Annotated in this window: 24 protein-coding genes; 4 read left to right on the top strand and 20 right to left on the bottom strand. The window is 63.8% G+C overall.

Going from position 1 to position 26,376, the window contains the following annotated elements:
* Positions 1-54: 54 nt before the first annotated feature.
* Entirely contained in the window at positions 55-1,446 is a 1,392-nt protein-coding gene (locus NMB41_RS08420; RefSeq protein WP_494382017.1) for a M16 family metallopeptidase, read from the top strand.
* Positions 1,447-1,457: 11 nt separating this feature from the next.
* A complete protein-coding gene (locus NMB41_RS08415; RefSeq protein WP_494382016.1) occupies positions 1,458-2,888 on the top strand; it encodes a M16 family metallopeptidase in 1,431 nt (476 codons plus the stop codon).
* Positions 2,889-2,945: 57 nt separating this feature from the next.
* Here NMB41_RS08415 and NMB41_RS08410 read toward each other — a convergent pair whose 3' ends face one another.
* The 7 genes from NMB41_RS08410 to NMB41_RS08380 form a co-directional block, all read right to left on the bottom strand.
* Positions 2,946-3,905: a hypothetical protein gene (locus tag NMB41_RS08410; RefSeq protein ID WP_494382015.1), complete on the bottom strand. Its 960-nt coding sequence runs from the start codon at positions 3,903-3,905 to the stop codon at positions 2,946-2,948.
* Between the two features lie 94 nt (positions 3,906-3,999).
* The gene (locus NMB41_RS08405) at positions 4,000-5,889 is read right to left on the bottom strand and encodes a hybrid sensor histidine kinase/response regulator (protein ID WP_494382014.1); all 1,890 of its coding nucleotides are present in this window, start codon (positions 5,887-5,889) and stop codon (positions 4,000-4,002) included.
* Positions 5,886-7,235 carry an ATP-binding protein gene (locus NMB41_RS08400; RefSeq protein ID WP_494382013.1) on the bottom strand — a complete coding sequence of 450 codons (1,350 nt, stop codon included), beginning with the start codon at positions 7,233-7,235 and terminating at the stop codon, positions 5,886-5,888. Before NMB41_RS08400 ends, NMB41_RS08405 begins: the two co-directional genes overlap by 4 nt.
* A complete protein-coding gene (locus tag NMB41_RS08395) occupies positions 7,232-8,263 on the bottom strand; it encodes an ATP-binding SpoIIE family protein phosphatase (RefSeq protein ID WP_494382012.1) in 1,032 nt (343 codons plus the stop codon). Before NMB41_RS08395 ends, NMB41_RS08400 begins: the two co-directional genes overlap by 4 nt.
* The gene (locus tag NMB41_RS08390; protein WP_494382011.1) at positions 8,251-8,718 is read right to left on the bottom strand and encodes an anti-sigma regulatory factor; all 468 of its coding nucleotides are present in this window, start codon (positions 8,716-8,718) and stop codon (positions 8,251-8,253) included. The genes NMB41_RS08395 and NMB41_RS08390 overlap by 13 nt, the downstream gene beginning before the upstream one ends.
* Entirely contained in the window at positions 8,715-9,074 is a 360-nt protein-coding gene (locus NMB41_RS08385; RefSeq protein WP_494382010.1) for an STAS domain-containing protein, read from the bottom strand. The genes NMB41_RS08390 and NMB41_RS08385 overlap by 4 nt, the downstream gene beginning before the upstream one ends.
* 17 nt (positions 9,075-9,091) lie before the next feature.
* Positions 9,092-9,958: an STAS domain-containing protein gene (locus NMB41_RS08380; protein ID WP_494382009.1), complete on the bottom strand. Its 867-nt coding sequence runs from the start codon at positions 9,956-9,958 to the stop codon at positions 9,092-9,094.
* A gap of 376 nt (positions 9,959-10,334) precedes the next feature.
* Here NMB41_RS08380 and NMB41_RS08375 point away from each other — a divergent pair, with 376 nt between their 5' ends.
* The gene (locus tag NMB41_RS08375) at positions 10,335-10,466 is read left to right on the top strand and encodes a hypothetical protein (RefSeq protein ID WP_494382008.1); all 132 of its coding nucleotides are present in this window, start codon (positions 10,335-10,337) and stop codon (positions 10,464-10,466) included.
* Positions 10,467-10,733: 267 nt separating this feature from the next.
* On the opposite strand, the gene NMB41_RS08370 is transcribed toward NMB41_RS08375, so the two are convergent.
* The 3 genes from NMB41_RS08370 to rpsO form a co-directional block, all read right to left on the bottom strand.
* Positions 10,734-11,759 carry an IS110 family RNA-guided transposase gene (locus NMB41_RS08370; protein ID WP_494382007.1) on the bottom strand — a complete coding sequence of 342 codons (1,026 nt, stop codon included), beginning with the start codon at positions 11,757-11,759 and terminating at the stop codon, positions 10,734-10,736.
* A gap of 136 nt (positions 11,760-11,895) precedes the next feature.
* Complete coding sequence (gene pnp / locus NMB41_RS08365) at positions 11,896-13,998, bottom strand: polyribonucleotide nucleotidyltransferase (protein WP_494382006.1); 2,103 nt, start codon at positions 13,996-13,998, stop codon at positions 11,896-11,898.
* Positions 13,999-14,260: 262 nt separating this feature from the next.
* Complete coding sequence (gene rpsO, locus NMB41_RS08360; protein WP_494382005.1) at positions 14,261-14,530, bottom strand: 30S ribosomal protein S15; 270 nt, start codon at positions 14,528-14,530, stop codon at positions 14,261-14,263.
* 178 nt (positions 14,531-14,708) lie between these two features.
* Here rpsO and NMB41_RS08355 point away from each other — a divergent pair, with 178 nt between their 5' ends.
* The gene (locus NMB41_RS08355) at positions 14,709-15,212 is read left to right on the top strand and encodes a hypothetical protein (RefSeq protein ID WP_494382004.1); all 504 of its coding nucleotides are present in this window, start codon (positions 14,709-14,711) and stop codon (positions 15,210-15,212) included.
* 2 nt (positions 15,213-15,214) lie between these two features.
* On the opposite strand, the gene NMB41_RS08350 is transcribed toward NMB41_RS08355, so the two are convergent.
* The 10 genes from NMB41_RS08350 to NMB41_RS08305 all read right to left on the bottom strand — a co-directional run bounded on the left by NMB41_RS08350 (position 15,215) and on the right by NMB41_RS08305 (position 26,368).
* A complete protein-coding gene (locus tag NMB41_RS08350; protein WP_494382003.1) occupies positions 15,215-16,087 on the bottom strand; it encodes an alpha/beta hydrolase in 873 nt (290 codons plus the stop codon).
* A 263-nt stretch (positions 16,088-16,350) separates the two neighbouring features.
* Positions 16,351-17,895, bottom strand: a complete 1,545-nt coding sequence (locus NMB41_RS08345) for a 2-isopropylmalate synthase (RefSeq protein ID WP_494382002.1) — start codon at positions 17,893-17,895, stop codon at positions 16,351-16,353.
* Between the two features lie 52 nt (positions 17,896-17,947).
* Complete coding sequence (gene pssA / locus NMB41_RS08340; RefSeq protein WP_494382001.1) at positions 17,948-18,817, bottom strand: CDP-diacylglycerol--serine O-phosphatidyltransferase; 870 nt, start codon at positions 18,815-18,817, stop codon at positions 17,948-17,950.
* Between the two features lie 130 nt (positions 18,818-18,947).
* Positions 18,948-19,709, bottom strand: a complete 762-nt coding sequence (locus NMB41_RS08335) for an SIMPL domain-containing protein (RefSeq protein WP_494382000.1) — start codon at positions 19,707-19,709, stop codon at positions 18,948-18,950.
* A gap of 126 nt (positions 19,710-19,835) precedes the next feature.
* Entirely contained in the window at positions 19,836-20,852 is a 1,017-nt protein-coding gene (gene ilvC, locus NMB41_RS08330; protein ID WP_494381999.1) for a ketol-acid reductoisomerase, read from the bottom strand.
* 91 nt (positions 20,853-20,943) lie between these two features.
* Positions 20,944-21,435: an acetolactate synthase small subunit gene (ilvN, locus tag NMB41_RS08325; protein WP_494381998.1), complete on the bottom strand. Its 492-nt coding sequence runs from the start codon at positions 21,433-21,435 to the stop codon at positions 20,944-20,946.
* Entirely contained in the window at positions 21,436-23,169 is a 1,734-nt protein-coding gene (locus NMB41_RS08320; protein ID WP_494381997.1) for an acetolactate synthase 3 catalytic subunit, read from the bottom strand.
* Between the two features lie 487 nt (positions 23,170-23,656).
* Positions 23,657-24,529 (bottom strand): ABC transporter permease, encoded by an 873-nt coding sequence (locus NMB41_RS08315; protein WP_494381996.1) that lies wholly within the window; start codon positions 24,527-24,529, stop codon positions 23,657-23,659.
* A complete protein-coding gene (locus tag NMB41_RS08310) occupies positions 24,526-25,359 on the bottom strand; it encodes an ABC transporter ATP-binding protein (protein ID WP_494381995.1) in 834 nt (277 codons plus the stop codon). The genes NMB41_RS08315 and NMB41_RS08310 overlap by 4 nt, the downstream gene beginning before the upstream one ends.
* A 1-nt stretch (position 25,360) precedes the next feature.
* A complete protein-coding gene (locus NMB41_RS08305; RefSeq protein WP_494381994.1) occupies positions 25,361-26,368 on the bottom strand; it encodes an ABC transporter substrate-binding protein in 1,008 nt (335 codons plus the stop codon).
* Between the last annotated feature and the right edge of the window lie 8 nt (positions 26,369-26,376).

The following is a 26,376-nucleotide window of genomic DNA, read 5'->3' as shown; positions in this document are numbered from 1 at the left end:
TTGCGCTAAGATGAAATGCTCCGTACAGCCCTTTATTTGAGGTCATCAATGCGCATGCGCCAACTTCCCGTCCTGCTGGCCGGGCTCAGCTTGTCGGTGTCCGCTTTCGCGGCAACCAGCGACAAGTGGGATCTGCCGGTCCACACCAAAAAACTCGACAACGGCCTGACCGTCATCGTCACGCCCGACAGCAGCTCGCCGACCGTCGGCGTCTCGGTCGTCTACCACGTCGGCATGCGGCTCGAGCCGAAGAACCGCACCGGCTTCGCCCACCTGTTCGAACACCTGATGTTCCAGGGCACGCCGAACGCCAAGAAGGGCGTGTTCGACAAGACGATCACCGGCGGCGGCGGCCGTAACAACGGCTCGACCCGTGCCGATTTCACCAACTACATCGAGACCGCGCCGGCCTCCTCGCTCGAGCCGATCCTGTGGCTGGAAGCGGACCGCATGAAGACGCTCGACTTCAGCGCCGAGACGCTGAAGAACCAGCAGGACGTGGTCAAGGAAGAGATCCGCGTGAACGTGAAGAACCAGCCTTACGGCGGCTTCATGTGGATCGACATCGGCCAGCACGCTTTCCAGAAATGGGAAAACAACCACGACGGCTACGGCAGCTTCGAAGACCTCGAAGGCGCCAGCCTCGACGACGTGCGCGCCTTCCACCGCGACTACTACGGCCCGAACAACGCGGTGCTGGCGATCGCCGGCGACGTGACCCCGGCCCAGGGCTTCGCGCTGGCGCAGAAATATTTTGGTTCGATCCCCGCGCGTCCGGTGCCGAAAGGCGGCGACTTCACCGAGCCGCTGAACACGGTCGAAAAGCGCGTCGAGCAGAGCGACGCGCTGGCCCAGGTGCCGGCCCTCGCCGCTGCCTGGAAGATGCCGGACCGTGGCAGCCGCGACCAGGCGCCGATGGCCGTGCTGGGCGAGCTCCTCGCCGGCGGCGACGCTTCGGTCTTGTACCAGGGTCTGGTCAAGGGGCGCGAGCTGGCGCTGAACACCGACGTCCTGTTCGGTTTGACCAGCCCATGGGAATTCGACGGCCCGACCCTGTTCACCGTCTACACCATGTACAAGCCGACGACCAACGCCGACACCATCCTCGCCGCGATGGACGAGGAAATCGCGAAGATCGTCAAGGATGGCGTCGACGCCGCGACCCTCAAGCGTGTGAAGACGCGCATGCTGGCCGACTGGAACAACGGCCTGGAGAGCTACATCAGCCGCGCCGACACCCTGGCACGCCTGCAGACCCTGTGGGGCGACGCCAAGGTCGTCAACAAGATCCCGGGCTGGATCGAAGGCGTCACCTCCGCCGACATCCAGCGCGCGGCATCGATCTACCTGGTCAAGAACAACCGCACCGTCATCGACCGCAAGCCTGTTGCCAAGGTCGCGGCTGCCGGCGCACCCACCACGCCGCCTGCCGGCGTACAGAAATGAGGAGCGCATCGATGAAAAAACTGATGCTGACACTGGCTGTTTCCCTGGCCTTCGCCCCAAGCGCGTTTGCCGCCGAAGCTACCGCCTTGGCGACCGCCGCCGCCAAATCGTCGCCGATGCCGGCCTACGGCGCCGACAAGCCGATCCCGACGCCGAAGATCGTCAAGAAGACCCTCGCCAACGGCATGACCGTCTGGGTCGTGCCCCGTAAAGGCTTGCCGCGCGTGGACTACGTGCTCGCCGTGCGCGGCGCCGGTTTTGCTGCCGACGGCAAGGCCAACCCTGGGTTTGCCAGCCTGCTGGCCGGCATGCTCAACGAAGGCACGGCCAAACGCGATTCGCGTGCGATCGCCGAAGCGGCCCAGGGCATGGGCGGCTCGGTCGCGGCCGGCCCGGCGTCGGACGGCATCTTCGTCTCGGCCAATGCCGTCTCCTCGCAGGCGGCGGCCATGATGTCGCTGCTGGCCGAAGTCACCCGTGTGCCGAACTTCCCGGCCAATGAAGTCGAGCTGGCCAAGGCCAATGCGCTGCAGAGCCTGCGCGCGCAAGAAGCCACGCCGCGTTTCCGCGCGGAGCGCGCCATCAACCAGGCCGTGTATGGCGAGCACCCCTACGGCCACACCCAGCCGACGGCCGAGGCGATCACCTCGGTGACGCAGGAGCAGCTGCGCGCCGAACACGCCAGGCGCTTCCGTCCGGACCGCGCGCTGCTGGTCATCACGGGCCGCATCGGCGAGCTTGAAGCCATGAAGCTGGCGCAAGCGGCCTTCGGCGACTGGAAAGCCACGGGCGAGGCGCTGCCGGAAACGGCGCCGCCGGCGCTGGCTGCCAAGCCCGCGCGCATCCTGCTGCAACGCGCCAACAGCGTGCAGTCGACCATCCGCGTCGGCGGCCCCGGCATCCAGGCCAGCGCCGACGAGCAGGTGCCGCTGCGCCTGGCCAGCACCATCCTCGGCGGCGGCTTCTCGAGCCGCGTGAACCTGAACCTGCGCGAAGCCAAGGGCTATACCTATGGCGCCTCGGCCGGTGCGCGCATGAACCGCGTGGGCGGCGCCATCGTCGGCGGCGCCGACGTGCGCAACGAAGTGACGGGCGCGGCGCTCAGCGAGTACTTCAACGAGTACAAGCGCATCGGCACCGAACTGGTTCCGGCCGACGAGATGACGATGAACAAGCGTTACGTCGCCGGCGGCTACCTGATCAGCAACCAGCTTCAGGGCGCGGTCGCCAACACCCTGGCCCAGAACTGGCTGATCGGCCTGCCACCCGAATTCCTCGGCCAGTACGTGCCGCTGATCCAGAAGGTGACGCCGCAGCAGGTGCGCGACGTGTCGAAGAAATATTTCGCACCCGAGGCGCAGTCGATCGTCGTGGTCGGCGACCCGGCGGCCGTGAGCGAGCAGCTCAAGGCCTATGGCGAATTCAGGGTGACCGACAAGTAAGACGGTTTGTCCGGTTACGATGCCCGCCTTGCGCGGGCATTTTTTATGGGCGCAAACTCAATGCAACAACGCGCTTACCGGTTCGCGCCGCAGCGCGCTCATCACCTCCTGCACCGGCAGATGACACTGCAGCTCGGTATTCGTGTGATGCCACGCATTCTTCGGCCGCACCTCCACCGTGATCGCCGGATTCGAATTCATCGCCCCGAACCAGTCCACCTCTCCCATCACGTCGATGATCTTGCGGTAGCGCGGCGGCATGGCGATCGCCGCTGATACGGTGACGATGCCGATCTCGCGCAGGTGTTCGTCGGCGTTCGCGTCGCGCAGCGCGTACAAGGCTTCGGAAATGACCAGGTTACCCTTCGAGTGCCCGGTCAGGAGTCCGAAGTGAAAGGAATCGTCCGCCAGCAACCTGCACAGGGTGCGCGTGTCGAGGCTGGCGCGGGCGACGTTCGGCGGCGCGCTGAGACCGACGTCGAACAAGGTCCCACGCGTGAGGTCGTCGACCTGCTCGAAGGCGTGGCGCATCCGGTTCAGGGTGCCGAACCAGAACCAGCCGCCCAGTGCTTCGGTCAGCAGGTCGGCCAGGCCATAGCCCGAGACCAGCCCCGCCACCGGTTCGCCGAAAGCGTCGGCCACGTTGCGCGCGAAGGCGGCGGTGCCGAGCGCCGAGCTGCCGACGCCGGCCACGGCCAGGATGCGCAGCTCGCGGCCGCCCTGGCGGGCGAAGTCTTCAATCGTCGGGCAGATCTGCAGCGCCTCGCCGCCGGAGGGCGGCACGATCAGCAAGGCGCCTTCGCGTGCCAGGCAAGGCGCGAGTCTTCCCGCTTCCGCGGGGTGCAGGACTTTCAGGTCGTAGAAGAAGGCGTCGAGCACCGCGTTGCGGCGGCGCCAGGGTTCGAGCGAGGCTTCGCGCGCCGGCACTTTGGCCTGGATCACCTCGGCGGGGGTATTGCGTGTCAGCTGCGCTGAGGCCAGCACGAGCGGCGTGCCGGGAGTCGATAGCTGGGCCATGACGGTCTCCTGAGGAAGCCGGCAGGCGTCGCGATCGCGCCCCCGGTTACGTTAAGAGGTCGGCGATGGCCTGAAGTTCACCGCTGCGTCCGCCCTACCCGCGCAGCGCCTTCTCCAGGTCTTCCAGCTCGGCCGGCTTGACGAGGTGGGCATCGAAGCCGGCTTCCTGCGCCCGGCGCCGGTCTTCGGGCGAGCCGTAGCCGGTGTGCGCGACGAGGCGGATGTGCGTCAGTTCGGGATTGGCCTTGAGCATACGCGCCAGCTGGTAGCCGTCCGCACCCGGCAAGCCGATGTCGAGCACGATCACCTGAGGCCGGTGGCGCAGCGCCAGGGTCTCGATCTCGCTGGCGTCGGAGGTGGTCCAGGTCTCGTGGCCCATCTCGGCCAGCAGGAAACCCATCATCTCCATGGCGTCGACGTTGTCGTCCACCAGCAGCACGCGCAGGCCGCCCTTGCTGGCGGCGTCTTCGTGGGTGGCGTCGAGCGTGCATTCGCTGCCGGCCGTGCGCAGCACCGGCAGCTCCACCGTGAAGGTGCTGCCCATGCCGATGCCCGGGCTTTCGGCGCGCAGCTGGCCGCCGTGCATCTCGACCAAACGCGACACCAGCGACAGACCGATGCCCAGCCCTTCCGGCGCGCGGTCCGGCGGCACCGCAGCCTGGGCGAACATGCCGAAGATGCGCGGCAGGTTGTCTTCGGCGATACCGATGCCGTTATCGATCACCGAGATGTGGACGGCGTCGCCCTGCAACGCGACGCTGAGCATGATGTCGCCGCCCTTGGGCGTGAACTTGGCGGCATTGTGCAGCAGGTTGCCCATCGATTGCGCCAGGCGTACCGGGTCGCCCGCGACCCAGATCTGGCAGGCCGGCTGCTGCACGTCGAGCGAGTGGCCGCGCGCGGCGATCAGGGGACCGGCGGTCTCCACCGCCTGGGCGATCACGGCGCCGAGGTTGACCTCTTCGCGGCGCAGCACGATCTTGCCTTCCGAGATGCGCGCCACGTCGAGCAGATCGTCGACCAGGTGGGTCAGGTGGTCGACCTGGCGCAGGATGACTTCGCGCGCATGGGCGTGGCGTTCGGTCGCGTGCTCGCCGCCCACGCCGAGGAGCGTTGCGGCATTGCGGATCGGGGACAGCGGGTTGCGCAGCTCGTGCGCCAGCGTCGCAAGGAACTGGTTCTTGTTGGCGTCGGCCGCGCGCAGCAGCGCTTCCATTTCTTTACGGGCCGAGACGTCGGAAGTGACGCGCGCCACGCGGTACACCTCGCCGCGCGCGTTACGCACCGCGAACAGGCGGTCGCGCACCCAGCGCGTGGCGCCGTCCGGCAGCACCAGGCGAAATTCCTCGTCGTAGTGCGGATGCGTCGCCAGCGCCGCCCAGCGCCCCGCCAGGCGCGCGCGGTCGTCCGGGTGCACGGCGTCGAGCCAGCTCGCATGCTGGCGCCGCAAGGTATCGACGCTGCGACCCCAGATCGTCGCGTAGGCCGGGCTGACATAGGCCAGCACGCCATCCGGGGCCGAGAACATCCAGAACACGTCTTCGATGTTGTCGGTCAGCTGGCGGAAGCGCTCCTCGCTCTCGCGCAGCTCGTCCTGGGTCTGGCGCATGCGCAAGAGCGCATTCACGTTGGCGATCAGTTCGTCGGCTTCGATCGGCGCGGCCAGGTAATTGTCGGCGCCGCCTTCCAGGCCGCGGATGCGGTCGGCGCGGTTGGTCAGCGCGGCCGAGGTCTGCAGTACGAGCACGCAATTGGTATCGGGGTCGGACTTGATGCGCCGGCACACCTCGATGCCGTTGATGTCGGGCAGCTTCACGTCCAGCAGCACCAGCGCAGGCTCCTCCTCGCGCACCATGGCCAGCGCATCGGTGCCGTTTGCCGCTTCCAGCACCCGGAAGCCAGCGCTTTGCAGGATGCGGGTCTTTGCGTAGCGCGCGCCGTCGTTGTCGTCGACGTTGAGGATGATAGGTGGAGTCGCGGTCATGATTCGGTATCTCGGGTGCTGGCAAGCGCCGGATGGGGAAATTGACGCGGCAGCGTCAGCATGAAGGTCGAACCGACGCCGGGCCGGCTGCGGACGTCGACACGCCCGCCGAGCAGCTCGGCCAGGCGCCGGCACAGCGGCAGGCCGAGGCCCGTGCCCTTGCTGCGCCGTTGCAGCGGATTCTCGACTTGCGTGAATTCTTCGAAGATCAGGTGCAGGTGCTCGGGATCGATGCCGATGCCGGTGTCGGTCACGGCAAAGCGCAGCGTGCCGGCCGCCTCGTCGAGCTCCGCGGTGACACGCACCGAACCCTGCTCGGTGAACTTCAGGGCATTCGACACGAAGTTGCGCAGGATCTGGGACAGCATGCCCTCGTCCGAATCGAACGGCTCCTCGATGCCGCCGTTGTCGAACACCAGGTCGACGTGCTCGGCGTCGACCAGCGGGCGCATCATGCCCTTCAGGGCGCGGAACAGGTTCTCGACCACGACCGGCGCCGGCTGCGCTTCCACGCGGCCGGCCTCGATCTTGGCCAGGTCGAGCAAATCATTCACCAGCTCCGACATCTCGGTGGCGGTGCGCTCGATCAGCCACACCTGGTGCTCCTGCTCCTGCGTCAGCTCGCCGTCCATGCGGTCGAGCAGCAGCTTCGAGAGCGCCCGGATCGAGGACAGCGGCGTGCGCAGCTCGTGGCTGGTATTGGACAGGAAGCGCGACTTCATTTCGTCGGCGCGGCGCAGGCGCTCGGCCTTGTCTTCGATCTCGGCATACAGCGCAACGATGCCGCGGTTGGTGTCTTCCAGCTCGCGCGTAAGAGACAGCAAGTCTTCCTGGCGCTCGCGCAGCTCGGCCAGGGTTTCGATCAGTTCGCGGTTCTGCTGCTGGACTTCCTCGTAAGTGCTGCCGGCCGGCGTGGCCGCCAGTTCGGTCGCGATCTGGGCCAGGCGCGTCGGGCTGACCGGCTGCTGCGGCGGCAGCGCCTTGCGCAGGCGGATCAGCGGCGCACTGCCGGTGGCGTCGACCTCGCAGGCGTCCATCAGGCGATGCGCGGTGACCAGCGCGGCGTCGGACAGGGCCGCGCCCTCGCTGTGGGCGGCGGCCGCGCGCACGGCGTTGACCGAGACCTCGAGCATCTGGCGGTCGCGTTCATCGTTGAGCACGAACACGGCGCGCGCCGCGATGCCGCCATGGCAGGCCGCGCGTGCGACCTCCGACACGGCCGTCGCAATGCGCACCTGGTCCTGCTTGGTGAAACCGAGCAGCATCGATACCTGGCGCGCTCGCTGGCGCACCAGGACTACATCCTTGTCGCTGTCAAGTGCGACGGCAAGGATGCGTTGGCTCATGCGCGTCCCGAGTGGCGGCGCACCACCAGCACCATGGCGTCGTCGCGGCGGCGGATGAAGTCACGCATCAGCATGGCGGCCACCAGCGCCGGACTGCGCGAGGTCAGGCCGGGATACTTGTCCAGGTCCCACTGGGTCTGGATGCCGTCCGAGTGCAGGATGCACAGCGCGCCCGGCGCGCAAGGCACGGAAAACTCCTGCACCTTGCGCATGTTGTGGCCGACGATGCCGTTGTGCGAGACCAGCGCGCGCCGGCTGTCGCCATCGATGACGTACGCACCGATATTGCCGATGCCTGCAAAGCGCACCACGTCGTTGTCGAAGTCGATGCGCGCCGCAGCCAGGGCTGCGCCGCGCGTGCTGCGCAGCGCATCGTGCGCCGCGTCGACCAGGGGACCGGGCTCCGAGCTTGGCAGACGCTGGAGCTGGCCGAGCGCCGCGTGCGCGGCTAGCGCCGCCAGCGGGCCGTGGCCGAGGCCATCGACCGCCAGCAAGGTGGCGCCGGCCGGGTCGCAAGCCACGCCCCAGCCGTCGCCGCAGGCGTCCTCGCCGGCCAGCGGCACGGTCAGCGCACCGACGTCGATCCGGCACAGGCCAGGACCGGCTTCGTCGCGCCACAGGCGCATGAAGAACAGGGCGCCCTCGCCGAGCGCCGACCAGACGTCGAATTCGTCGGACAAGCGGCGCAGCGCGCCCAGGCCCGTGCCGGCGGTACCGGCTGTGGACATGCCATCGCGCAGGCAAGCGTCGACGTCGGCAATGCCGGGCCCCTTGTCCACGGCCAGCACGTCGACCCCGGGCACGCCTTCGGATTGCGCCACGTTCAGGTAGAGCATGCCTTCGCCGGCATGCTTGAGCAGGTTGGTGCCGGCTTCCGTGACGATCAGGGCAAGCTGGCCGGCACGTGTTTCGTTGAAGCCGAGTTCGAGCGCCAGCTTCTGGCCGGCGCGTCGCGCCGCCGCGATGTCGCTGGCGTGCACGATCGGATACGCATGGTGGGTGCTCAGTGAGCTGATCAGCGTTTCCATTTCACGACCGCGATGGCGGTCCCTTCTCCAAATCGTGTATCGATGTCGAATTCGTCGACAAGGCGCTTCGAGCCACTCAGGCCAAGGCCCAAGCCGCCACCAGTGGTATAGCCGTCGCGCAAGGCCAGCTCGAGGTCGACAATGCCGGGGCCGCTGTCGATGAAGACGATGCCGACGCCCTGGCGCATGCCATCGCTCAGTTTATCCAGGTGCGCCTCGCCACCGCCGCCGTACTTGATCGTGTTGCGTGCCAACTCGCTCGCAGCAGTGATGAGCTTGGTCTGGTCGACCAGCGACAGGCCAATGGCGACCGCACGCTCGCGTACCTGCTTGCGCAAACCGACCACGTCCTCGTCGCTGCGCAGGCGCAGGCTGGTCCGCTCGATGCGCTTCTTGGCGTCGCGTTCCAGCAAGTGCGTCTCGAATTCAACTGCGGAATCAGTCGCCGTGCTCATCTATTCAAATTCTTTCCGAGAAGAATCATACCCTTCTCGACGTTCAGCGCGGTCTTGACACCGGTCAGGGTCAGGCCCAGCTCGACGAGGGTGATCGCCACGGCCGGCTGCATGCCGACCACAACGGTCTGGGCGTCGAGCACGCGCGCCATGGCAGCGGTGTTGCTGATCATACGCCCGATGAAGGAATCGACCAGGTCGAGCGCGGAGATGTCGATCAGCACGCCCTTGGCGTTATCGCGCACGATACGCTCGGTCAAGTCGTCCTGCAAGGTCATGGCAAGGCGGTCGTGCATGTCGACCTGGATGGTGACCAGCAGCAGGTCACCCATCCGCAGGATAGGAATGCGTTCCATCGTATTTCCTGTCCTTATTAGTTCTTGCGGGCGACGGTAACCGAAGCGCCGGTGCGCTCGAGGGCGACCAGGAAGGCATCGGCCAGGGTGGCCTTGGTGACGACGTCTTCCAGGTTCACGCCGAGGTGGACGATGGTCTGGGCGATCTGCGGGCGGATGCCGCTGATGATGCAGTCGGCGCCCATCAGGCGCGCGGCGGCGATCGTCTTCATCAAGTGCTGGGCGACCAGGGTATCGACCATCGGCACGCCGGTGATGTCGATAATGGCAATGACGGCGCCGGTGTCGACGATCTTTTGCAGGATGTTTTCCATCACCACCTGGGTACGGGCCGAATCGAGCGTGCCGATCAGCGGCAGCGCCAGGATGCCATCCCACAGTTTCACGACCGGGGTCGACAGCTCGAGCAGTTCCTGCTGCTGGCGCACGATGATCTGGTCGCGGGCTTTCTGAAACACTTCGATGGTGAACAGGCCGAACTTGTCGAGCAGCGAGCTGACCGCCCAGGATGCAGCAGCCAGGGTCGCAGGCTCATCGGCAAAGGCGGTCGTCAGCTGGGCGAACAGGGGCTGCTTGAGCGAAAACACGAAGCTGGCGGTTTCGCTCGGGGTCGAGCCGTTCTTCGCACGGGTCGACGAAATTTCGGTCAGCAGGTCGCGTACTTCGTCCCACGAACGGTGTTCGATGTTTTCGAGTTCGCCGCTATTGGTCGCGTGTGCGAAGGCCGCCAGGAATTGCTGGCAATGCGTGCGCAGCTGCTCGCGCGAGCTGCTGGTGCCGCGCACGATCATCGCTTCGAGTTGGGAAATCCACTGCGAGCCGATCTCGGCCTCGTGCTCCTGGATGATCTGGCTGATGCGGCTTGCGTTGTCTTTCGTGGTCATCGATTAGGTCCTGGTTTTGGTCGTCAGTGTCGGGGATGCGCTCGAATTTCGAACGAGCTGCTCCACCATTGGAGAATTATTAACTATAACACTTCTTCTATTGAATTTACGTAACTGTTGAGCGATGCGCGGGGTGATTCGGGCCAGTTTGGGCGCCGCGCGCAGTTGCAAATCGGCACACTGCACCAGTCTGGTGCATACCATTTTCGCTCCATTACATGCCTTTGGCGCTAAACCATTGATTCTAAACAATGTTAGACGCCCGGGTGGGATTAGCCTGAAGTCTTGCGCCAGAACAACGGCGAGCAGCATTGTCCAGCGCAGCCGTTGACGCATCGCGGTGCGCGGACGCACCCTTGCCTCAGGGAGAAGACCCATGAAATTCAAGTTCGGTCGGCGTGAAAAGTTTCTGTATCGGCGTAACACGGTGGTTGCCAGTTTCCTTTCCGGAACCAAGTTTGGCCTGGCGCTTGCGGCGCTGGTCTACTTGGCGATCAAGCTGGGCTGAGTGGCCAGAATAAATCTATGGTCACCCTCCTTTTTGCAACCCTGATTTTTGTATGATGTAGTGGCTTGCTCAAATCTATCCGGCGTCTGTTTGGAGACTTGCTCCGCGCCACGATGAGAGTCGCGCCTGTCGGTCCTAAAAAACCGCTCGGCTTGCAAGAGCCGGATTTTTCGTCAGGTTATCCGTCAGGCCGGTGTGCCGTTCACGTCATCCAATTTCAGCAGTCGCAAAACCAGGTCGGTGTTCAAAAGCAAGTGCAAGAGGCCGTCATGATGGCATGACGGCCTCTTGTCGTTTAAATTCCGTGTGATGTGCAGCGATCGCCCAGGCCGTGCGCGCCAGCTTGTTGGCCAGGGCGCAGGCAACGACATTCGAGTGGCGCCGCGTCAGCATGGTGCGCACCCATCGCGCCAGCCGGTCGGTTTGGCGCTCCAGGCGCTGCATGTACGCTCGGGCGCATTGGACAAGCAGGCGTCGGATGTTCTTGTCGCCGCGTTTGCTGATGCCCAGCAGGTTGTTTTTTCCGCCCGTGCTGTACTGCCGCGGTACCAGTCCGATCGATGCGGCGAAGTCGCGGCCACAGTGGTAGTGCTTGCCATCGCCCACTTCGGCAGCAAGTACGCTGGCCGTGATCGGACCCACGCCCGGTATCGACATCAGGCGCTGCCCCAGGTCGTCGTCCTGCAGTTGCCGGCCCAGCTCCTTCTCGATATCGGCGATCTGCTCGTCGAGATATTTGAAATGGCTGTGTAGCCGCTCGAGCAAGGCCACCAGCCGCGCTGGCAGAGCTTGCTCCGCCAGCGCGGAAGGCAGATGTCGAATCGCGGCATGGCCGACCGGCAGGCTAATGCCGAACTTGAGAAGAAATCCATGAATCTGGTTGCTTGCCTTGACGCGCTCGCGCACCAGCGTTTCGCGCACCCTGTGCAGTGCCGACAGGCATTGCTGGGATTCGGTTTTCGGTGTCACGAAACGCATGGAAGGACGGCAGGCAGCCTCGCAGATAGCTTCGGCGTCGATGAAGTCGTTCTTGTTGCTCTTGACGAAGGGACGCACGAATTGCGGCGAGATCAGTTTGACCTCATGGCCGTAACCAGCCAGCAACCGGGCCATGTGATGGGCGCCGGCGCACGCTTCCATCACGACTGTGCAAACATGGAATTTGGCAAGGAACTCGATCAGCTGCTTGCGGCTGAATTTCTTGCGCAGCAGGGCTTTGCCTTGGCGATCCTGGCCATGCACATGGAAGCTGTGCTTGCCGAGGTCGATGCCGATGAGCGTAACGTCTTGCATGATGGCCTCCGTCCAGAAAGAACAACACCCTACAAGTCTAGTAACTTATAGGGTGGAGGGTGACCATCTCATTAACCGCCAGGCTTACGCGCTGGCGGTTTTTTGCTTCTCGAGCGGCGAACCGCTCCGAAGATGATTACTGCGCCGCAGCTTCCGCCGGATCAGCCGCCTTCATCGACAGCTTCAGACGGCCGCGCTCGTCGGTCTCGAGGACCTTGACGCGCACTTGCTGGCCTTCTTTCAGGTAGTCGGCAACGGCGTTGACGCGCTCGTTGGCGATCTGCGAGATGTGCAGCAGGCCGTCTTTACCTGGCATGACTTGCACGATGGCGCCGAAGTCCAGCAGTTTCAGGACGGTACCGTCGTAGGTCTTGCCGACTTCAACCGAAGCGGTCAGTTCTTCGATGCGGCGCTTGGCTTCCTGGCCGGCGGCAGCGTCGACGGAAGCGATGGTGACCACGCCTTCGTCGGTGATGTCGATCTGGGTGCCGGTCTCTTCGGTCAGCGCGCGGATGACGGCGCCGCCCTTGCCGATGACGTCACGGATCTTCTCTGGGTTGATCTTGATCGTGATCAGGCGTGGGGCGAAGTCCGACAGTTCGGTCTTCACGTTTGGCACGGCCTTCTGCATCTCGGCCAGGATGTGGTGACGGGCTTCCTTGGCTTGCGCCAGTGCCACCTGCATGATTTCCTTGGTGATGCCCATGATCTTGATGTCCATCTGCAGTGCCGTGATACCCGCTGGGGTACCGGCCACCTTGAAGTCCATGTCGCCCAGGTGATCTTCGTCGCCGAGGATGTCGGTCAGGACGGCGAACTTGCCGCCTTCCTTGATCAGGCCCATGGCGATGCCGGCGACGTGCGCCTTCATCGGCACGCCGGCGTCCATCAGTGCCAGGCAGCCGCCGCAGACCGATGCCATCGACGAGGAACCGTTCGATTCGGTGATTTCCGACACCAGGCGGACCGAGTAGCTGAAGTCTTCCGGGTTAGGCAGGGCGGCAACCAGTGCGCGCTTGGCCAGGCGGCCGTGGCCGATTTCGCGGCGCTTCGGGGTGCCAACACGGCCGGTTTCGCCGGTGGCGAACGGAGGCATGTTGTAGTGCATCATGAAGTCGTCGGTGTACTCGCCCATCAGGGCGTCGATCTTCTGGCTGTCACGGGCGGTGCCGAGGGTCGCGATGACCAGCGCCTGGGTTTCGCCGCGGGTGAACAGGGCCGAACCGTGGGTGCGTGGCAGCACGCTGGTGCGGATTTCGATCGGACGCACGGTGCGGGTGTCGCGGCCGTCGATGCGTGGCTCGCCGTCCAGGATCTGGGTACGCACGACTTTGGCTTCCATGTCGAACAGGATGTTGCCGACGTCGCCGCCGTCAGCCTGCACGCCTTGCGCCGACAGGGCCGCCATGACTTCGCTCGACAGCGACTTCAGCTTTTGCTGGCGCGCCGATTTTTCGCGGGTCTGGTAAGCGTCGCGGATCTTGGCCGCGGCCAGTTCCGTCACTTGCGCGATCAGGGTTTCGTTTTTGGCAGGTGCAATCCACTCGACTTCCGGCTTGCCGCCTTCGGCGACCAGGTCGTGGATCGCATCGATGACGACGCGCATCTGGTCGTGGCCGAAGACGACCGCGCCCAGCATGATTTCTTCGGACAGCTGCTGCGCTTCGGATTCGACCATCAGCACGGCCGTTTCGGTACCGGCGACGACGAGGTCCATCTGCGAGGTCTTGAGCTGGGTGGTGCTCGGGTTCAGGATGTACTGGCCGTTGGCGTAGCCGACGCGGGCGGCGCCGATCGGGCCGTTGAACGGGACGCCGGCGACGCACAGGGCGGCCGAAGCGCCGATCATCGCAGGGATGTCCGGATCGATTTCAGGGTTGACCGACAGCACGTGGATGATGACCTGGACTTCGTTCAGGTAGCCTTCCGGGAACAGCGGGCGGATCGGACGGTCGATCAGGCGCGAGGTGAGCGTTTCTTTTTCGGAAGGACGGCCTTCGCGCTTGAAGAAACCGCCCGGGATTTTACCGGCAGCATACGTTTTTTCGATGTAATCGACGGTCAGCGGGAAGAAGTCCTGGCCCGGCTTGGCGTCCTTGCGGGCGACGACGGTGGCCAGCACGACGGTGTCTTCCACCGACACCAGCACGGCGCCGGATGCCTGACGAGCGATTTCACCAGTTTCCAGGGTGACGGTGTGTTGGCCGTACTGGAAGGTCTTCGTAACTTTATTAAACATTGGTAATCCCTTTCTAATTGCCGACAGATTTTCAGGAGCTGTCGTTCACCTCACCGCGGACAACCAGAGCGTCTAATACAGCCCTCATGGCTGCGTTGCATTCGTCTCGCCGTACTCGCGTACTGTCTTCGACGATGCGCCTTGCCCTGAGGGCTGTATTAGACGCTCTAAGCCGTTTACTGCAGAATCCGTAAAACAAAAAATGCCCGCGACAGCAACACTGGCGCAGGCATTTCTTTGACTAAACCGTCTGGCGCAAAAATTACTTACGCAGGCCGAGTTTGGCGATCAGGTCGCGGTAACGGCCCAGGTCTTTGCTCTTCAGGTAGGACAGCAGGCTCTTACGGCGGTTGACCATCATGATCAGGCCGCGGCGCGAGTGGTGGTCTTTCTGGTGGGCTTTGAAGTGGCCGTTCAGTTCGTTGATGCGTGCGGTCAGCAGTGCGACCTGGACTTCCGGCGAACCGGTGTCGTTCTGGCCACGTGCGTTGTCGGCGATAATTGCCGACTTGTCGATGTTTTCTACGGACATGATGTTACCTTTCACATGCGGTGCAAGAGTCGTAACCCAGCGCACCGTGATTTGATTAAAAAAACCTGCCCTTGCGGACAGACCCGCCAGTATATGCGAAAACAGTTGGCGTCACCAGCTTTTGCTGCGGCCGGGTTAGGGCATGATGGAGTTTCCAGGCGCTTTTGCGGAGTTCGCCATGAATACATTGCTCAGAATGACAACGCTGTGTGCGAGCCTCGTGCTGGCGGGCTGCGCGCAGCCTCTCTTCCACCAGACGCCGTCCGTCGGCGAGCCGGTGGCGGCCGTTATCGCCAAACGGGGGCAGCCGACGGGCAGCTACCCTGCCCTCGACGGCGGCCAGATGCTCGAGTACGCCACCGGCCCCTTCGGCCAGTTCACCTGGATGGCGCACATCGGGCCCGACGGGCGCATGGTCTCCTACGAACAGGTGCTGACGGGCGAAAAGTTCGCGACGATCAAGGTCGACCAGGCGACCAAGCTCGATGTGCTGCGCACCATCGGCCGGCCCGCCGAAGAGTCGCGCGTCAGGCTGCGCAACTACGAGGTCTGGTCCTACCGCTACAAGGAGGCCGGCGTCTGGAATTCGCTGATGCACGTGCATTTCGACGAAGCCGGCATCGTGCGCCAGATGATGAACGGGCCGGATCCGATGTTCGAGGTGCGCGACCGGCGCTGGTAAAACTACTGCTGCTTGCGCCCGCCGTCGCTGCGCACGAAGGCCTCGACCGCGTCGAGCGTCGGCGCCAGCTTGTGCAGGGTGCTCGAGAGCGAGGCGACCAGCGTGGTGTGGGTGACGCCGTCGTAATACAGCTCGCGCACCGGCACGTGGGCGGCGCGCAGCCTGTTCGCCATGCCGCCTGTGTTGCGCGCGGGGTTGACCAGATTGTCGTCGTTCGCGGCGATCAGGAGTGCCGGCGGCGAGGATGCGCTGACATGGCTGACCGGCTGCGAGTCGGGCGGCGTATTCGGCGCGCTGAAGACGGGCTGCGTGGTGCGGTTCTGCACCGGCAGGAAATCGTAGGGACCGGCCAGGCCGATCCAGCCGCGCAGCATCCCGGGCTTGAGGCCCTGCTGGCCCAGCCAGCGCGGATCGAGCGCCAGCATGGCGGCGTTATAGGCGCCGGCGCTGTGGCCCATCACGAACATGTTGTTCGGATCGCCGCCCTGGGCCGCGATCTCGCGTGCGGTCCAGGCGAGTGCCTGCGCGCTGTCGACGAGGAAGTCCGGGTAGCGCACTTGCGGATACAGGCGGTAATCGGGGATGACCACCACGAAGCCGCGTGCGGCCAGGGCGCGGCCGACAAAGGCATAATCCTCGCGCTTGCCGCTGACCCAGTTACCGCCGAAGAAAAAGACGATGACGGGGGCCTTGTTCGCGTTTGCCGAGGGACGGTAGACGTCGAGCATGTTGCGTGGGTCGCTGCCGTAGCGGATCGATGCGGTGGTTTGCACGGCGCCGGCGGGGGTGACGGCATTCACGACCGCGAGCGGCGAGCAGGCGGCGATGCTGGCTGCCAGCAGCACGGCGAAGGCGCAGTAGATGAGTTTGTTCATGCCCCGAGTATATTGGCCGGGGCTTGGGAGTGGCGCACATGAGCTTGAGAAGCTCCAGTGCTGGCGGGGTGGGGCTGTTGCCTGGAGCGGTATTGGTCCGCATGATCCGCGTGGGCACAGAGTGCCCACCCTACGAGAACCGCTACGTATCCGGGTTTCGCATGATCTCGCAGATAACGTCATCCGTAGGGTGGGCACCCGTGCCCACGCGGATCAAACCGACCACTAGCCCTGCAGGCAACAGCCCCACCAGCACAAAAAAATCAAAGCTGCGGATTCACCCGCTCCACCTTCGAGTGCAGCTTGTTCAGCCCCGACAAATACGCCTTGGCCGAGGCCACGACGATGTCCGGATCGGCCCCGACGCCGTTCACGATGCGCCCCTCGCGCGCGAGCCGCATCGTCACTTCGCCCTGCGACTGGGTGCCGTTGCTGATCGCATTAATCGAGAACAGGATCAGGTCGGCGCCCGTTTTGGCCTGGCTTTCGATGGCGTTCACCGTGGCGTCGACCGGCCCGTCGCCCGAGCCCTCGCAGTCGAACTCCGTGCCGTCGATCGAGAACACGACGCGCGCATGCGGCAGCTCGCCCGTCTCCGAGTGCTGCGCCAGCGACACGAAGCGGAAGTACTCGCCCTCCTGCGCGTGGTCCTCGGCCGATACCAGCGCCATGATGTCTTCGTCGAAGATCTCGCTCTTCCTGTCTGCCAGTTCCTTGAAGCGGGCAAAAGCGGCGTTCACCTCGGCCTCGGATTCGAGCGCAATGCCCAGGTCCGCCAGCCGCGCTTTGAAGGCGTTGCGGCCCGAAAGTTTGCCGAGCACGATTTTATTCGCGTGCCAGCCGACGTCTTCGGCGCGCATGATCTCGTAGGTCTCGCGTGCCTTCAAAATGCCGTCCTGGTGGATGCCCGAGGCGTGGGCAAAGGCGTTCGCGCCGACCACCGCCTTGTTCGGCTGCACCGCAAAGCCGGTGATCTGCGAGACCATTTTGGAAGCCGGTACGATTTGCGTGGTGTCGATGCCGACCGTGAGCTTGTAGTAGTCGGCGCGGGTGCGCAGGGCCATCACGACTTCTTCCAGCGCCGTGTTCCCTGCCCGCTCGCCCAGGCCATTGATCGTGCACTCGATCTGGCGCGCGCCGCCGATGGCAACACCGGCCAGCGAATTGGCCACCGCCAGGCCAAGATCGTTATGGCAGTGCACCGACCAGATGGCCTTGTCGGAATTCGGTATGCGCTCGCGCAGGCGGCGGATGGTTTCGCCGAACACTTCGGGCGTGGCGTAGCCGACCGTGTCGGGGAAGTTGATGGTGGTGGCGCCTTCGCGGATCACGGCTTCCAGCACGCGGCAGAGGAAATCCTCTTCCGAGCGGCTGCCGTCCTCGGGCGAGAATTCAATGTCGTCGACATGGTTGCGGGCGTAGCGGATCGCCTGGATTGCCTGTTCCAGCACCTGCTCCGGCTCCATGCGCAGCTTCATCTTCATGTGCAGCGGCGAGGTGGCGATGAAGGTGTGGATGCGCTTGCGTTCGGCCGGGGCCAGCGCCTCGGCGGCGCGGGCGATGTCGCGGTCGTTGGCGCGCGAGAGCGAGCAGATGGTGGAGTCGCGCACGGCCAGCGAGATGGCGCGGATGGCGTCGAAGTCGCCGGGCGAAGCGGCGGCAAAGCCGGCTTCGATGACGTCGACCCGGAGCCGCTCGAGCTGGCGCGCGATGCGCACCTTCTCGTCCTTGGTCATCGAGGCGCCCGGCGATTGCTCGCCGTCGCGCAGGGTGGTGTCGAAAATGATGAGGCGGTCAGGGTCGAACATAGGTACTCCGTCAGCGCTTGTTGATCAAGAGCGCCGCGGGTCCCAGCGAACCCTAGCGGCGCTCGACTTTATCGTTCTCGATCGGCTCATCGGTCGGGATGATGCTGACCCGCTTGCCCCTGGCACGCTGCAGCACGAACACCACATAGCCCGACAAACCGTAGACTACAAAAATCGGCCACAGGACTTTCGGTGGATCGATCGCCAACAGCGCAAAGGCCAGCGCAATCAGGAACACCACGATGAACGGCACCGACTTGCGGAAGTTCACGTCCTTGAAGCTGTAAAACGGCACGTTCGACACCATCGTCAGACCGGCGAACACGGCCAGGCACCAGCTCACCCAGTCGACCTGGCGCGCGCTGATGTTGATGTCCGGATCGGTCATGAACATGATGAAGCCGACCACGACACCCGCCGCCGCCGGGCTGGGCAAGCCCTGGAAGAAGCGCTTGTCCACCACTTCGATGTTGGTGTTGAAGCGCGCCAGGCGCAGCGCGGCCCCGGCGCAGTACACGAAGGCGGCAATCCAGCCCAGCTTGCCGAGCCCGCGCAGCGACCATTCATAAATCACCAGCGCCGGTGCCGCGCCGAAGGACACCATGTCCGACAGACTGTCGTACTGGGCGCCGAACTCCGACTGGGTATTCGTCAGGCGCGCCACGCGCCCGTCCAGCGCGTCCAGGATCATCGCGATGAAGACGGCCCAGCAGGCGTGCTCGAAACGCTGGTTCATTGCCATCACGATTGCGTAGAAACCGCAGAACAGCGCAGCGGTTGTGAACGCATTCGGTAACAGATAAATGCCGCGCCCGCGTGGGCCTCCCTTGTCTTCCGCCCGGCGCCCGAAACGCTTCAGGCGGGAAAATCGCGGCGCACGGGGCGTTGTTCCATTTTTCTTACGTCTTGGAAAGGCTGGCATAAGGTTCCGTATTCAAAAGTGATCGCGCTCGCTGGCGCCGTTTCCTCCATTATAGGGGCGGGACCGGCTTGTTAGCGAACGGATACTATTGAAACTGTTCCAACGGCAATTTTCGCCGTTGCAAAGTTTCTTACTTGAACTTTACCTTTCCTACCAGGCGCATCTGCAGCGTGGTTTCGCCTGGTTCAAAACTTGGTTCCGGCATTTCCTGGTCCGCCGCCTTCATGCGCGAGCTGGCCATCATCGACTGTCCCTCCGGCCGGCCGCCATAATTGCCCGATCCTTCGAAATCGACCGTATCGAGCACGGCATCCGACGGCTGGCGTCCCATTGCGCGTGCAATCGACACGATGCGCTCGTTCAGGTTGCGGTAAGTCTCGGCAATCCGGCGGTCATCGAGCATCTTCTCGGTCGCCGGCGCCAGGCCGAAGTTGATGCCATTGATCTGTAAAACCTTTTGTGCCGCGGCGGCCGTCTTCGGCAGCTCGGCCAGGTTGGTGGTCTTCACCTCCAGGTACTGGCCAACGCGCCAGCCGCTCGGCACCGGCTTGACCGGCACGCGGCTTGCGGGCAGCGGCTGCACGGGCGGCTCCGGGTAGACCGGGTAGGTGTAATAGCCCTGCGTCTTCAATTCGGCCTTCGGATCGGCACGGCGCACGATCTCGGTGCCCTCTTTCATCTTGCGGTTCACGCGCGCGGCGGCCGCCTGCTTGTCCTTGTCGAACTCTTCGACGGCGAAGGTGACTGTGGCCTGGTCGTTGGCATGGCGAACTTCGCCGTTGGCGGGAACGACGACCATGGTGCCGGAAGTGCTTGGAGCCGGCAGGGTTTGCGCGCCGGCGTGGGCCGCCAGCACGAGGCTGGCGATGAGGAACATTTTTGGAAGGGACATGACATTCTCCGAGGCTAAGTAAAAGTGGCTTTACTTATACGATACCGCTGCGCTGCTTTCCGTCGTGAATTTGTAATGGAAAGTTGCAACTGTGATCGCCCGCTTACGAATGCCGGTCCCACCCGCTTAATTTTTCGACTGGTCGACCAGCTTGTTCTTCGCAATCCACGGCATCATCGCGCGCAGCTTGGCGCCGACTTCCTCGATCGGATGCTCGGCGGTCAGGCGGCGGCGCGAGATCAGGGTCGGGGCGCCGGCCTTGTTCTCGAGGATGAAGCTCTTCGCGTATTCGCCGGTCTGGATGTCCTTCAGGCACTGGCGCATCGCATCCTTGGTGGCCGAGGTGACGACTTTCGGGCCGGTCACGTACTCGCCGTATTCGGCGTTGTTCGAGATCGAGTAGTTCATGTTGGCGATGCCGCCTTCATAGATCAGGTCGACGATAAGCTTCAGTTCGTGCAGGCATTCGAAATAAGCCATTTCCGGTGCGTAGCCCGCTTCGGTCAGGGTTTCGAAGCCGGCCTTGATCAGTTCGACGGCGCCGCCACACAGGACTGCCTGTTCGCCGAACAGGTCGGTCTCGGTCTCTTCGCGGAAGTTCGTTTCGATGATGCCGGCGCGCCCGCCGCCGTTGGCCATGGCGTACGACAGCGCGATATCGCGCGCGGCGCCCGATTTGTCCTGGTAGACGGCGACCAGGTGCGGCACGCCGCCACCGCCTTTATAGGTGCTGCGCACGGTGTGGCCCGGGGCCTTTGGCGCGATCATGATCACGTCGAGGTCGGCGCGCGGCACGACCTGGCCGTAGTGGACGTTGAAACCGTGGGCAAAGGCCAGCACCGCGCCCTGCTTCGCGTTCGGCTCAACGTTTTCCTTGTAGACCTGGGCGATGTTCTCGTCCGGCAGCAGGATCATGATGATGTCGGCATTCTTGACTGCCTCGTCGACTTCGGCGACCTGCAGGCCGGCTTGCTCGACCTTGTTCCAGGACGCGCCGCCGCGGCGCAGGCCGACGGTGACCTTGACGCCGGATTCACTGAGGTTTTGTGCGTGCGCGTGTCCCTGCGAGCCGTAGCCGATGATGGCGACGTTCTTGCCTTTGACGAGGGAGAGGTCGCAGTCTTTGTCGTAGAAAACTTTCATGGTCATTCCTTTGTTTTATGTTCGTTGTGTGCGGGCGCCGTGGGCGGCGCCGGCGTTTCGTATTGTTTTTGCGATGGGTCCCGCGGACCGGTCACACCTTCAGGATGCGTTCGCCGCGGCCGATGCCAGAGCCGCCGGTACGGACGGTCTCCAGGATGGAAGCGCGGTCGATGGCGTCGATGAAGGCATCGAGCTTGCTCTTGGCGCCGGTCAGTTCGATCGTGTAAGTCTTCTCGGTGACGTCGATGACGCGGCCGCGGAAGATGTCGGCGGTGCGCTTGAGTTCTTCGCGCTCCTTGCCGACCGCCCTCACCTTGATCAGCATGAGCTCGCGCTCGATGTGCTGGCCTTCGGTGAGATCGACCACTTTTACGACTTCGATCAGGCGGTTCAGGTGCTTGGTGATCTGCTCGATGATGTCGTCCGAGCCCGAGGTGACGATCGTCATGCGCGACAGGGTCGCGTCTTCGGTCGGCGCCACGGTCAGGGTTTCGATGTTGTAGCCGCGTGCCGAGAACAGGCCCACCACGCGCGACAAGGCACCGGCCTCGTTCTCGAGAAGAACTGAGATGATGTGTCTCATTTACAGGTCCTCCGATCCGAGCAGCATTTCAGACAAGCCCTTGCCTGCCTTGACCATCGGCCAGACGTTTTCGCTCTGGTCGGTAATGAAGTTCATGAACACCAGCCGGTCCTTCATGGCAAATGCCTCGACCAGCGAGCCCTCGACGTCGGACGGCTTCTCGATGCGCATGCCGACGTGGCCGTAGGCCTCGGCCAGCTTCTCGAAGTCCGGCAGCGAATCCATATAGGACTCGGAATAGCGCGAACCGTAGTCGATCTGCTGCCACTGGCGCACCATGCCCAGGAAGCGGTTGTTGAGCAAAATGATCTTCGGCGTCAGGTGGTATTGCTTGCAGGTGGCAAGCTCCTGGATGCACATCTGGATCGAGCCTTCGCCGGTGACGCAGGCGACCGTCGCATCCGGGTTCGCCATCTGCACGCCCATCGCGTACGGCAGGCCGACGCCCATCGTGCCGAGCCCCCCGGAATTGATCCAGCGGCGCGGCTTGTCGAAGGGGTAGTACTGGGCGGCCCACATCTGATGCTGGCCGACGTCGGAGGTGATGAAGGCGTCGCCTTTCGTCACTTTCCAGAGCTGTTCGATGACCGATTGCGGCTTGATGACGAGATCGGAACCTTCGTACTTCAGGCAGTCCTTGCCGCGCCATTCGTCGATCTGCTTCCACCAGGCGCGCAGCGGCTCCGGATCGGCGCGCATGGCGCCGGCGGCATCGAGCTGCGCGAGGAATTCGGTCAGCACTTCCTTGACGTTGCCGACGATCGGGATGTCGACCTTCACCCGCTTCGAGATCGACGACGGGTCGATGTCGATGTGGATGATCTTGCGCGGATGGCTGGCGAAGTGCTTCGGGTTGCCGATCACGCGGTCGTCGAAGCGGGCGCCGATGGCGATCAGGACGTCGCAGTGCTGCATCGCCATGTTCGCTTCATAGGTGCCGTGCATGCCGGGCATGCCGACGAAATGCTCGTCGCTGGCGCGCGAGCCGCCCAGGCCCATCAGGGTATTCGTGACGGGCGCGCCGACCTTGTCGACCAGGCGGTTCAGTTCTTGCGACGCATTGGCAAGAATGACGCCGCCGCCGGCATAGATCATCGGACGCTCGGCCTGCTGCAAGAGCTGCACGGCCTTGCGGATCTGGCCGGTGTGGCCCTTGTCGACCGGTTTATAGGAGCGCATCTCGATTTCGCGCGGATACTCGAACATGCACTTGTGCATGCTGATGTCCTTCGGGATATCGACCAGCACCGGACCGGGACGGCCGGTACGCGCAATGTAGAAGGCCTTCTTGATGGTGAGCGCCAAATCCTTGACGTCCTTGACCAGGAAATTATGCTTGACCACGGGGCGGGTGATGCCGACCGTGTCGCATTCCTGGAAGGCATCCTGGCCGATCGCATGGCTGGGCACCTGGCCGCTGATCACCACCATCGGAATCGAATCCATGTAGGCGGTGGACAGACCCGTGACGGCATTCGTGACGCCCGGACCGGAGGTGACCAGGGCCACGCCGACGGTGTTCGAGCTGCGCGAATAGGCGTCGGCGGCATGGACGGCTGCCTGCTCGTGGCGCACCAAAACGTGCTGGAATTTGTCTTGCTGGAAGATGGCGTCGTAGATATACAGCACTGCGCCACCGGGATAGCCAAAGACGTGTTTCACGCCTTCTTCGGCCAGGCAACGCACGACGATCTCGGCACCCGTGATAGGGCCTGATGGTGCTTCGTTATTCATGAATCATTCCTTTCAAAACCCATTGGGCGATTGATCGGATGCTCGTTCCTAACGAAATACGGTTTGCCCCACAGCGCTCAAGCTTCCCTTCTTTCTGCGTGCACGTCGAACTCCCGATATCAATAGATACCTTTGGAACGGCGCTAAACGCAACTCGTTTGGCTGAGTGTCTGTAGCGGCTCGACGCATCTCTCGCGCTTGTGGCACGGGTTGGAGCAAACTGCCTACAAATGAAAGCGTGTCACGCGGGTCCTGGCCTTGTGTGCCGGTCCTGCGGACGGTGAAGCTTCGCTGGTGCAAAGCATGAGGAACACCTTACTGCGTTGCACCATTTTGGTCAAGATAAAAAAATGAAAAGAGAATATGCACCGGTTGGGTGCATGTTTTGGTGGGATCGTGCGATGCAGCGGATGAGTTTGATGGCGCCAATGTGCGAGGGGTGAAACGCGTGGACTCGGGAGTCCACGCGTTGGAACGATGCGCCTCGTTAGCGCTCCATCCCCCACCGCCGAATGGTCACCCGCTCCAAGGTCTGAAACACAATATTCTCGACAGCCAGCCCGATGATGATCACCGCCGCCAGCCCCGCAAACACCTTATCCGTAAACAGCTCATTACGGCTCTGGAAAATAAACCACCCCAGCCCGCCCTGCCCCGACGTGGTGCCGAACACCAGCTCCGCCGCGATCAGCGTGCGCCAGGCAAAGGCCCAGCCGATCTTCAGTCCGGACAAAATGGCCGGCAGCGCCGCCGGAATCAGGATCTGCAGCACGAAGCGCAAACCGCCGAGCCCATAGTTACGCCCCGCCATGCGCAGCGTCTCCGGCACCGCGCGGAAACCCGCGCTCGCATTCAGGGTCAGCGGCCACAGCACCGAATGCATCAGCACCATGATCAGGCTCCCCTTCCCCAGGCCGAACCACAGCAGCGCCAGCGGCAGCAGGGCAATCGCGGGCAGCGGGTTGAACATCGAGGTCAAGGTTTCGATCAGCTCGCGCCCGACGCGGTTCGACACGGCCAGCCAGGTCAGCATGAAGGCGCCGAAGACGCCCATCAGGTACCCCTGTGTCAGCACCGCGAACGAGGTGCCGATATAGCCGAACAGTTCGCCCGAGGCGGTGCCCTCAGCCAGGGCCTTACCGGTCTGCAGCGCGGTCGGCAGCAGCAGCTCGTTGTCGTACCAGCGCGCCAGCAGCTCCCAGATGGCGGCCAGCACCAGCAGCATGCCAGCCTTGCGCAGCCAGGCGTAGCCCGTGAATGCGGAGAACGATGGCGACGCCGTCAGCGCCTGCCCGGCGGCGGGCACGGCCAGCGCCAACTCGTATTCGGGACGAATCGGAGGATTGTTGAAAGCGTTCATGAGTGCACGGCAAATGGTTGAGTAGCGGTCTCGGCCTGCGCCGGTACCTCGCCGAACAGCAGCCGGTGAATACGCTCGTTGGCCGCCTGGAATTCAGCACTGCCCGCGCTTCTCAGGTCGAACTGGTGACTATTGAGTTCAGCACGCACGCGCCCCGGATGTGGGCTCAGCAGCAGGATGCGGTTGCCCACCACCAGCGCTTCCTCGATCGAGTGGGTCACGAACAGCATCGTGAAACCGATCTCTTCCCACAGGCTTTGCAGCTGCTCCTGCATCGTGCGCCGGGTAAGCGCATCGAGCGCGGCGAAAGGCTCGTCCATCAGCAGGATGTCTGGCTGCATGGCCAGCGCCCGCGCAATGGCCACGCGCGCCTTCATCCCGCCGGAGAGCGTGTGCGGATAGGCGTCGGCAAAGCGCGCCAGTCCGACCTTGCCCAGCCAGTGACGGGCACGCTCGCGCGCTACGGCTTTCTTCACGCCGCCCGCAAGCAAGGGGAACATGACATTGGCTTCCACCGTTTTCCACGGCGGCAACTGGTCGAATTCCTGGAACACGACGATGCGGTCCGGCCCAGGACCCGTGATCGGCTTGCCGCCGAGGCGCAGGCTGCCGGCGCGCGGGGCGATGAAGCCGCCCACGGCTTTCAGCAAGGTCGACTTGCCGCAGCCCGAAGGCCCGAGCAGCACGAAGCGGTCGCCGCGGTGCACGTCGAAGCTGACATCCTCGGTCGCGCGCACGGTGCCTTGCGCGCCGGCGTATTCGATCGTCACGTGCTCGGCGCGCAGCAGCGGCCCCTGAGGCGGCACGACCTGCAAAGGAGGCGTATTCATTTCAGCTCCCCGAGGCAAGCGCCGGATGCTCGAAGAAATAGTCTTTCCAGCTTTCCGGCTTGTTCTTGATCGCGCCGACTTCATGCAGGAACTTGGCCATGCCCAGCGTGTTCTGCGGCGCCACCTTGAACTGCACCTTCGGATTCTTGATCACGGACACCAGCAGCGCCCGGTCGATGCTGCCCTTGTTCACGCGCAGATAGGCGTCGGCCGCCGCTTCCGGATTCGTGCTGGCCAGCTGCGCCGCTTCCACCAGGGCGTCGAGGAAGGCGCGGTAGGTTTTCGGGTTTTCCTTCACATACTTTTCGGTCGCATACAGCACGGTCGACGAGGCCGGGCCGCCCAGCACCTGGTAGGAGTCGAGCACGATCTTCGCTTTCGGGTTGCCGGCCAGTTCCTGCTCCTGGAAGGGAGGATTTGCGAAGTGGGCGTTGATCTCGGTGCCGCCGGCAATCACCGCGGCGGCCGCGTCCGGGTGCGGCACGGCTTGCGTGAACGAATCGAGTTTCTTGAACTGGGCCGGCCCCCACTGCTTGCTTGATGCCATCTGGAGCAGGCGCGCCTGCACCGAGACGGTGACGGCCGGCAGCGCGATGCGGTCTTTCGGACCGAAGTCGGCAATCGATTTCACGGCCGGGTTGGTGCTGATCAGGTAATAAGGAAAATTGCCGAGCGACGCAACGGCGCGCACGTTCTGCTTGCCATTGGTCCGGTCCCAGATCGTCATCAGGGGGCCAAGGCCGGCGCCGACCACGTCCACCGAGTTCGACAGCAAGGCGTCATTGACGGCGGCACCGCCCGACAGCTTGACCCAGTCGACGTCGATCTCGACGCCGTGCTTCTTGCCGTGCTTTTCGATCAGTTTCTGGTCCTGCGCGACATTCAGTAACAGGTAGACGACGCCGAACTGCTCGGCGATGCGGATCTTGCCCTCGGCCTGGGCGGCGGGTGCGGCGGCAACCAGGGAGGCGACGGTCAAGGCGGCCGCGATTTTTTTCAAGTTGAACATGGATTTTC

It is taken from the genome of Massilia sp. FBCC-B171, assembly GCF_059134155.1.
This window is presented reverse-complemented; position numbering and strand designations above follow the sequence as displayed.

What these genes read in the sequence shown, in the direction of transcription:
- NMB41_RS08420 (WP_494382017.1), top strand. Translation starts at nt 55, where the DNA reads ATGCGCCAACTTCCCGTCCTGCTGGCCGGGCTCAGCTTGTCGGTGTCC.
- NMB41_RS08415 (WP_494382016.1), top strand. Translation starts at nt 1,458, where the DNA reads ATGAAAAAACTGATGCTGACACTGGCTGTTTCCCTGGCCTTCGCCCCA.
- NMB41_RS08410 (WP_494382015.1), bottom strand. Translation starts at nt 3,905, where the DNA reads ATGGCCCAGCTATCGACTCCCGGCACGCCGCTCGTGCTGGCCTCAGCG.
- NMB41_RS08405 (WP_494382014.1), bottom strand. Translation starts at nt 5,889, where the DNA reads ATGACCGCGACTCCACCTATCATCCTCAACGTCGACGACAACGACGGC.
- NMB41_RS08400 (WP_494382013.1), bottom strand. Translation starts at nt 7,235, where the DNA reads ATGAGCCAACGCATCCTTGCCGTCGCACTTGACAGCGACAAGGATGTA.
- NMB41_RS08395 (WP_494382012.1), bottom strand. Translation starts at nt 8,263, where the DNA reads ATGGAAACGCTGATCAGCTCACTGAGCACCCACCATGCGTATCCGATC.
- NMB41_RS08390 (WP_494382011.1), bottom strand. Translation starts at nt 8,718, where the DNA reads ATGAGCACGGCGACTGATTCCGCAGTTGAATTCGAGACGCACTTGCTG.
- NMB41_RS08385 (WP_494382010.1), bottom strand. Translation starts at nt 9,074, where the DNA reads ATGGAACGCATTCCTATCCTGCGGATGGGTGACCTGCTGCTGGTCACC.
- NMB41_RS08380 (WP_494382009.1), bottom strand. Translation starts at nt 9,958, where the DNA reads ATGACCACGAAAGACAACGCAAGCCGCATCAGCCAGATCATCCAGGAG.
- NMB41_RS08375 (WP_494382008.1), top strand. Translation starts at nt 10,335, where the DNA reads ATGAAATTCAAGTTCGGTCGGCGTGAAAAGTTTCTGTATCGGCGTAAC.
- NMB41_RS08370 (WP_494382007.1), bottom strand. Translation starts at nt 11,759, where the DNA reads ATGCAAGACGTTACGCTCATCGGCATCGACCTCGGCAAGCACAGCTTC.
- pnp (WP_494382006.1), bottom strand. Translation starts at nt 13,998, where the DNA reads ATGTTTAATAAAGTTACGAAGACCTTCCAGTACGGCCAACACACCGTC.
- rpsO (WP_494382005.1), bottom strand. Translation starts at nt 14,530, where the DNA reads ATGTCCGTAGAAAACATCGACAAGTCGGCAATTATCGCCGACAACGCA.
- NMB41_RS08355 (WP_494382004.1), top strand. Translation starts at nt 14,709, where the DNA reads ATGAATACATTGCTCAGAATGACAACGCTGTGTGCGAGCCTCGTGCTG.
- NMB41_RS08350 (WP_494382003.1), bottom strand. Translation starts at nt 16,087, where the DNA reads ATGAACAAACTCATCTACTGCGCCTTCGCCGTGCTGCTGGCAGCCAGC.
- NMB41_RS08345 (WP_494382002.1), bottom strand. Translation starts at nt 17,895, where the DNA reads ATGTTCGACCCTGACCGCCTCATCATTTTCGACACCACCCTGCGCGAC.
- pssA (WP_494382001.1), bottom strand. Translation starts at nt 18,817, where the DNA reads ATGCCAGCCTTTCCAAGACGTAAGAAAAATGGAACAACGCCCCGTGCG.
- NMB41_RS08335 (WP_494382000.1), bottom strand. Translation starts at nt 19,709, where the DNA reads ATGTCCCTTCCAAAAATGTTCCTCATCGCCAGCCTCGTGCTGGCGGCC.
- ilvC (WP_494381999.1), bottom strand. Translation starts at nt 20,852, where the DNA reads ATGAAAGTTTTCTACGACAAAGACTGCGACCTCTCCCTCGTCAAAGGC.
- ilvN (WP_494381998.1), bottom strand. Translation starts at nt 21,435, where the DNA reads ATGAGACACATCATCTCAGTTCTTCTCGAGAACGAGGCCGGTGCCTTG.
- NMB41_RS08320 (WP_494381997.1), bottom strand. Translation starts at nt 23,169, where the DNA reads ATGAATAACGAAGCACCATCAGGCCCTATCACGGGTGCCGAGATCGTC.
- NMB41_RS08315 (WP_494381996.1), bottom strand. Translation starts at nt 24,529, where the DNA reads ATGAACGCTTTCAACAATCCTCCGATTCGTCCCGAATACGAGTTGGCG.
- NMB41_RS08310 (WP_494381995.1), bottom strand. Translation starts at nt 25,359, where the DNA reads ATGAATACGCCTCCTTTGCAGGTCGTGCCGCCTCAGGGGCCGCTGCTG.
- NMB41_RS08305 (WP_494381994.1), bottom strand. Translation starts at nt 26,368, where the DNA reads ATGTTCAACTTGAAAAAAATCGCGGCCGCCTTGACCGTCGCCTCCCTG.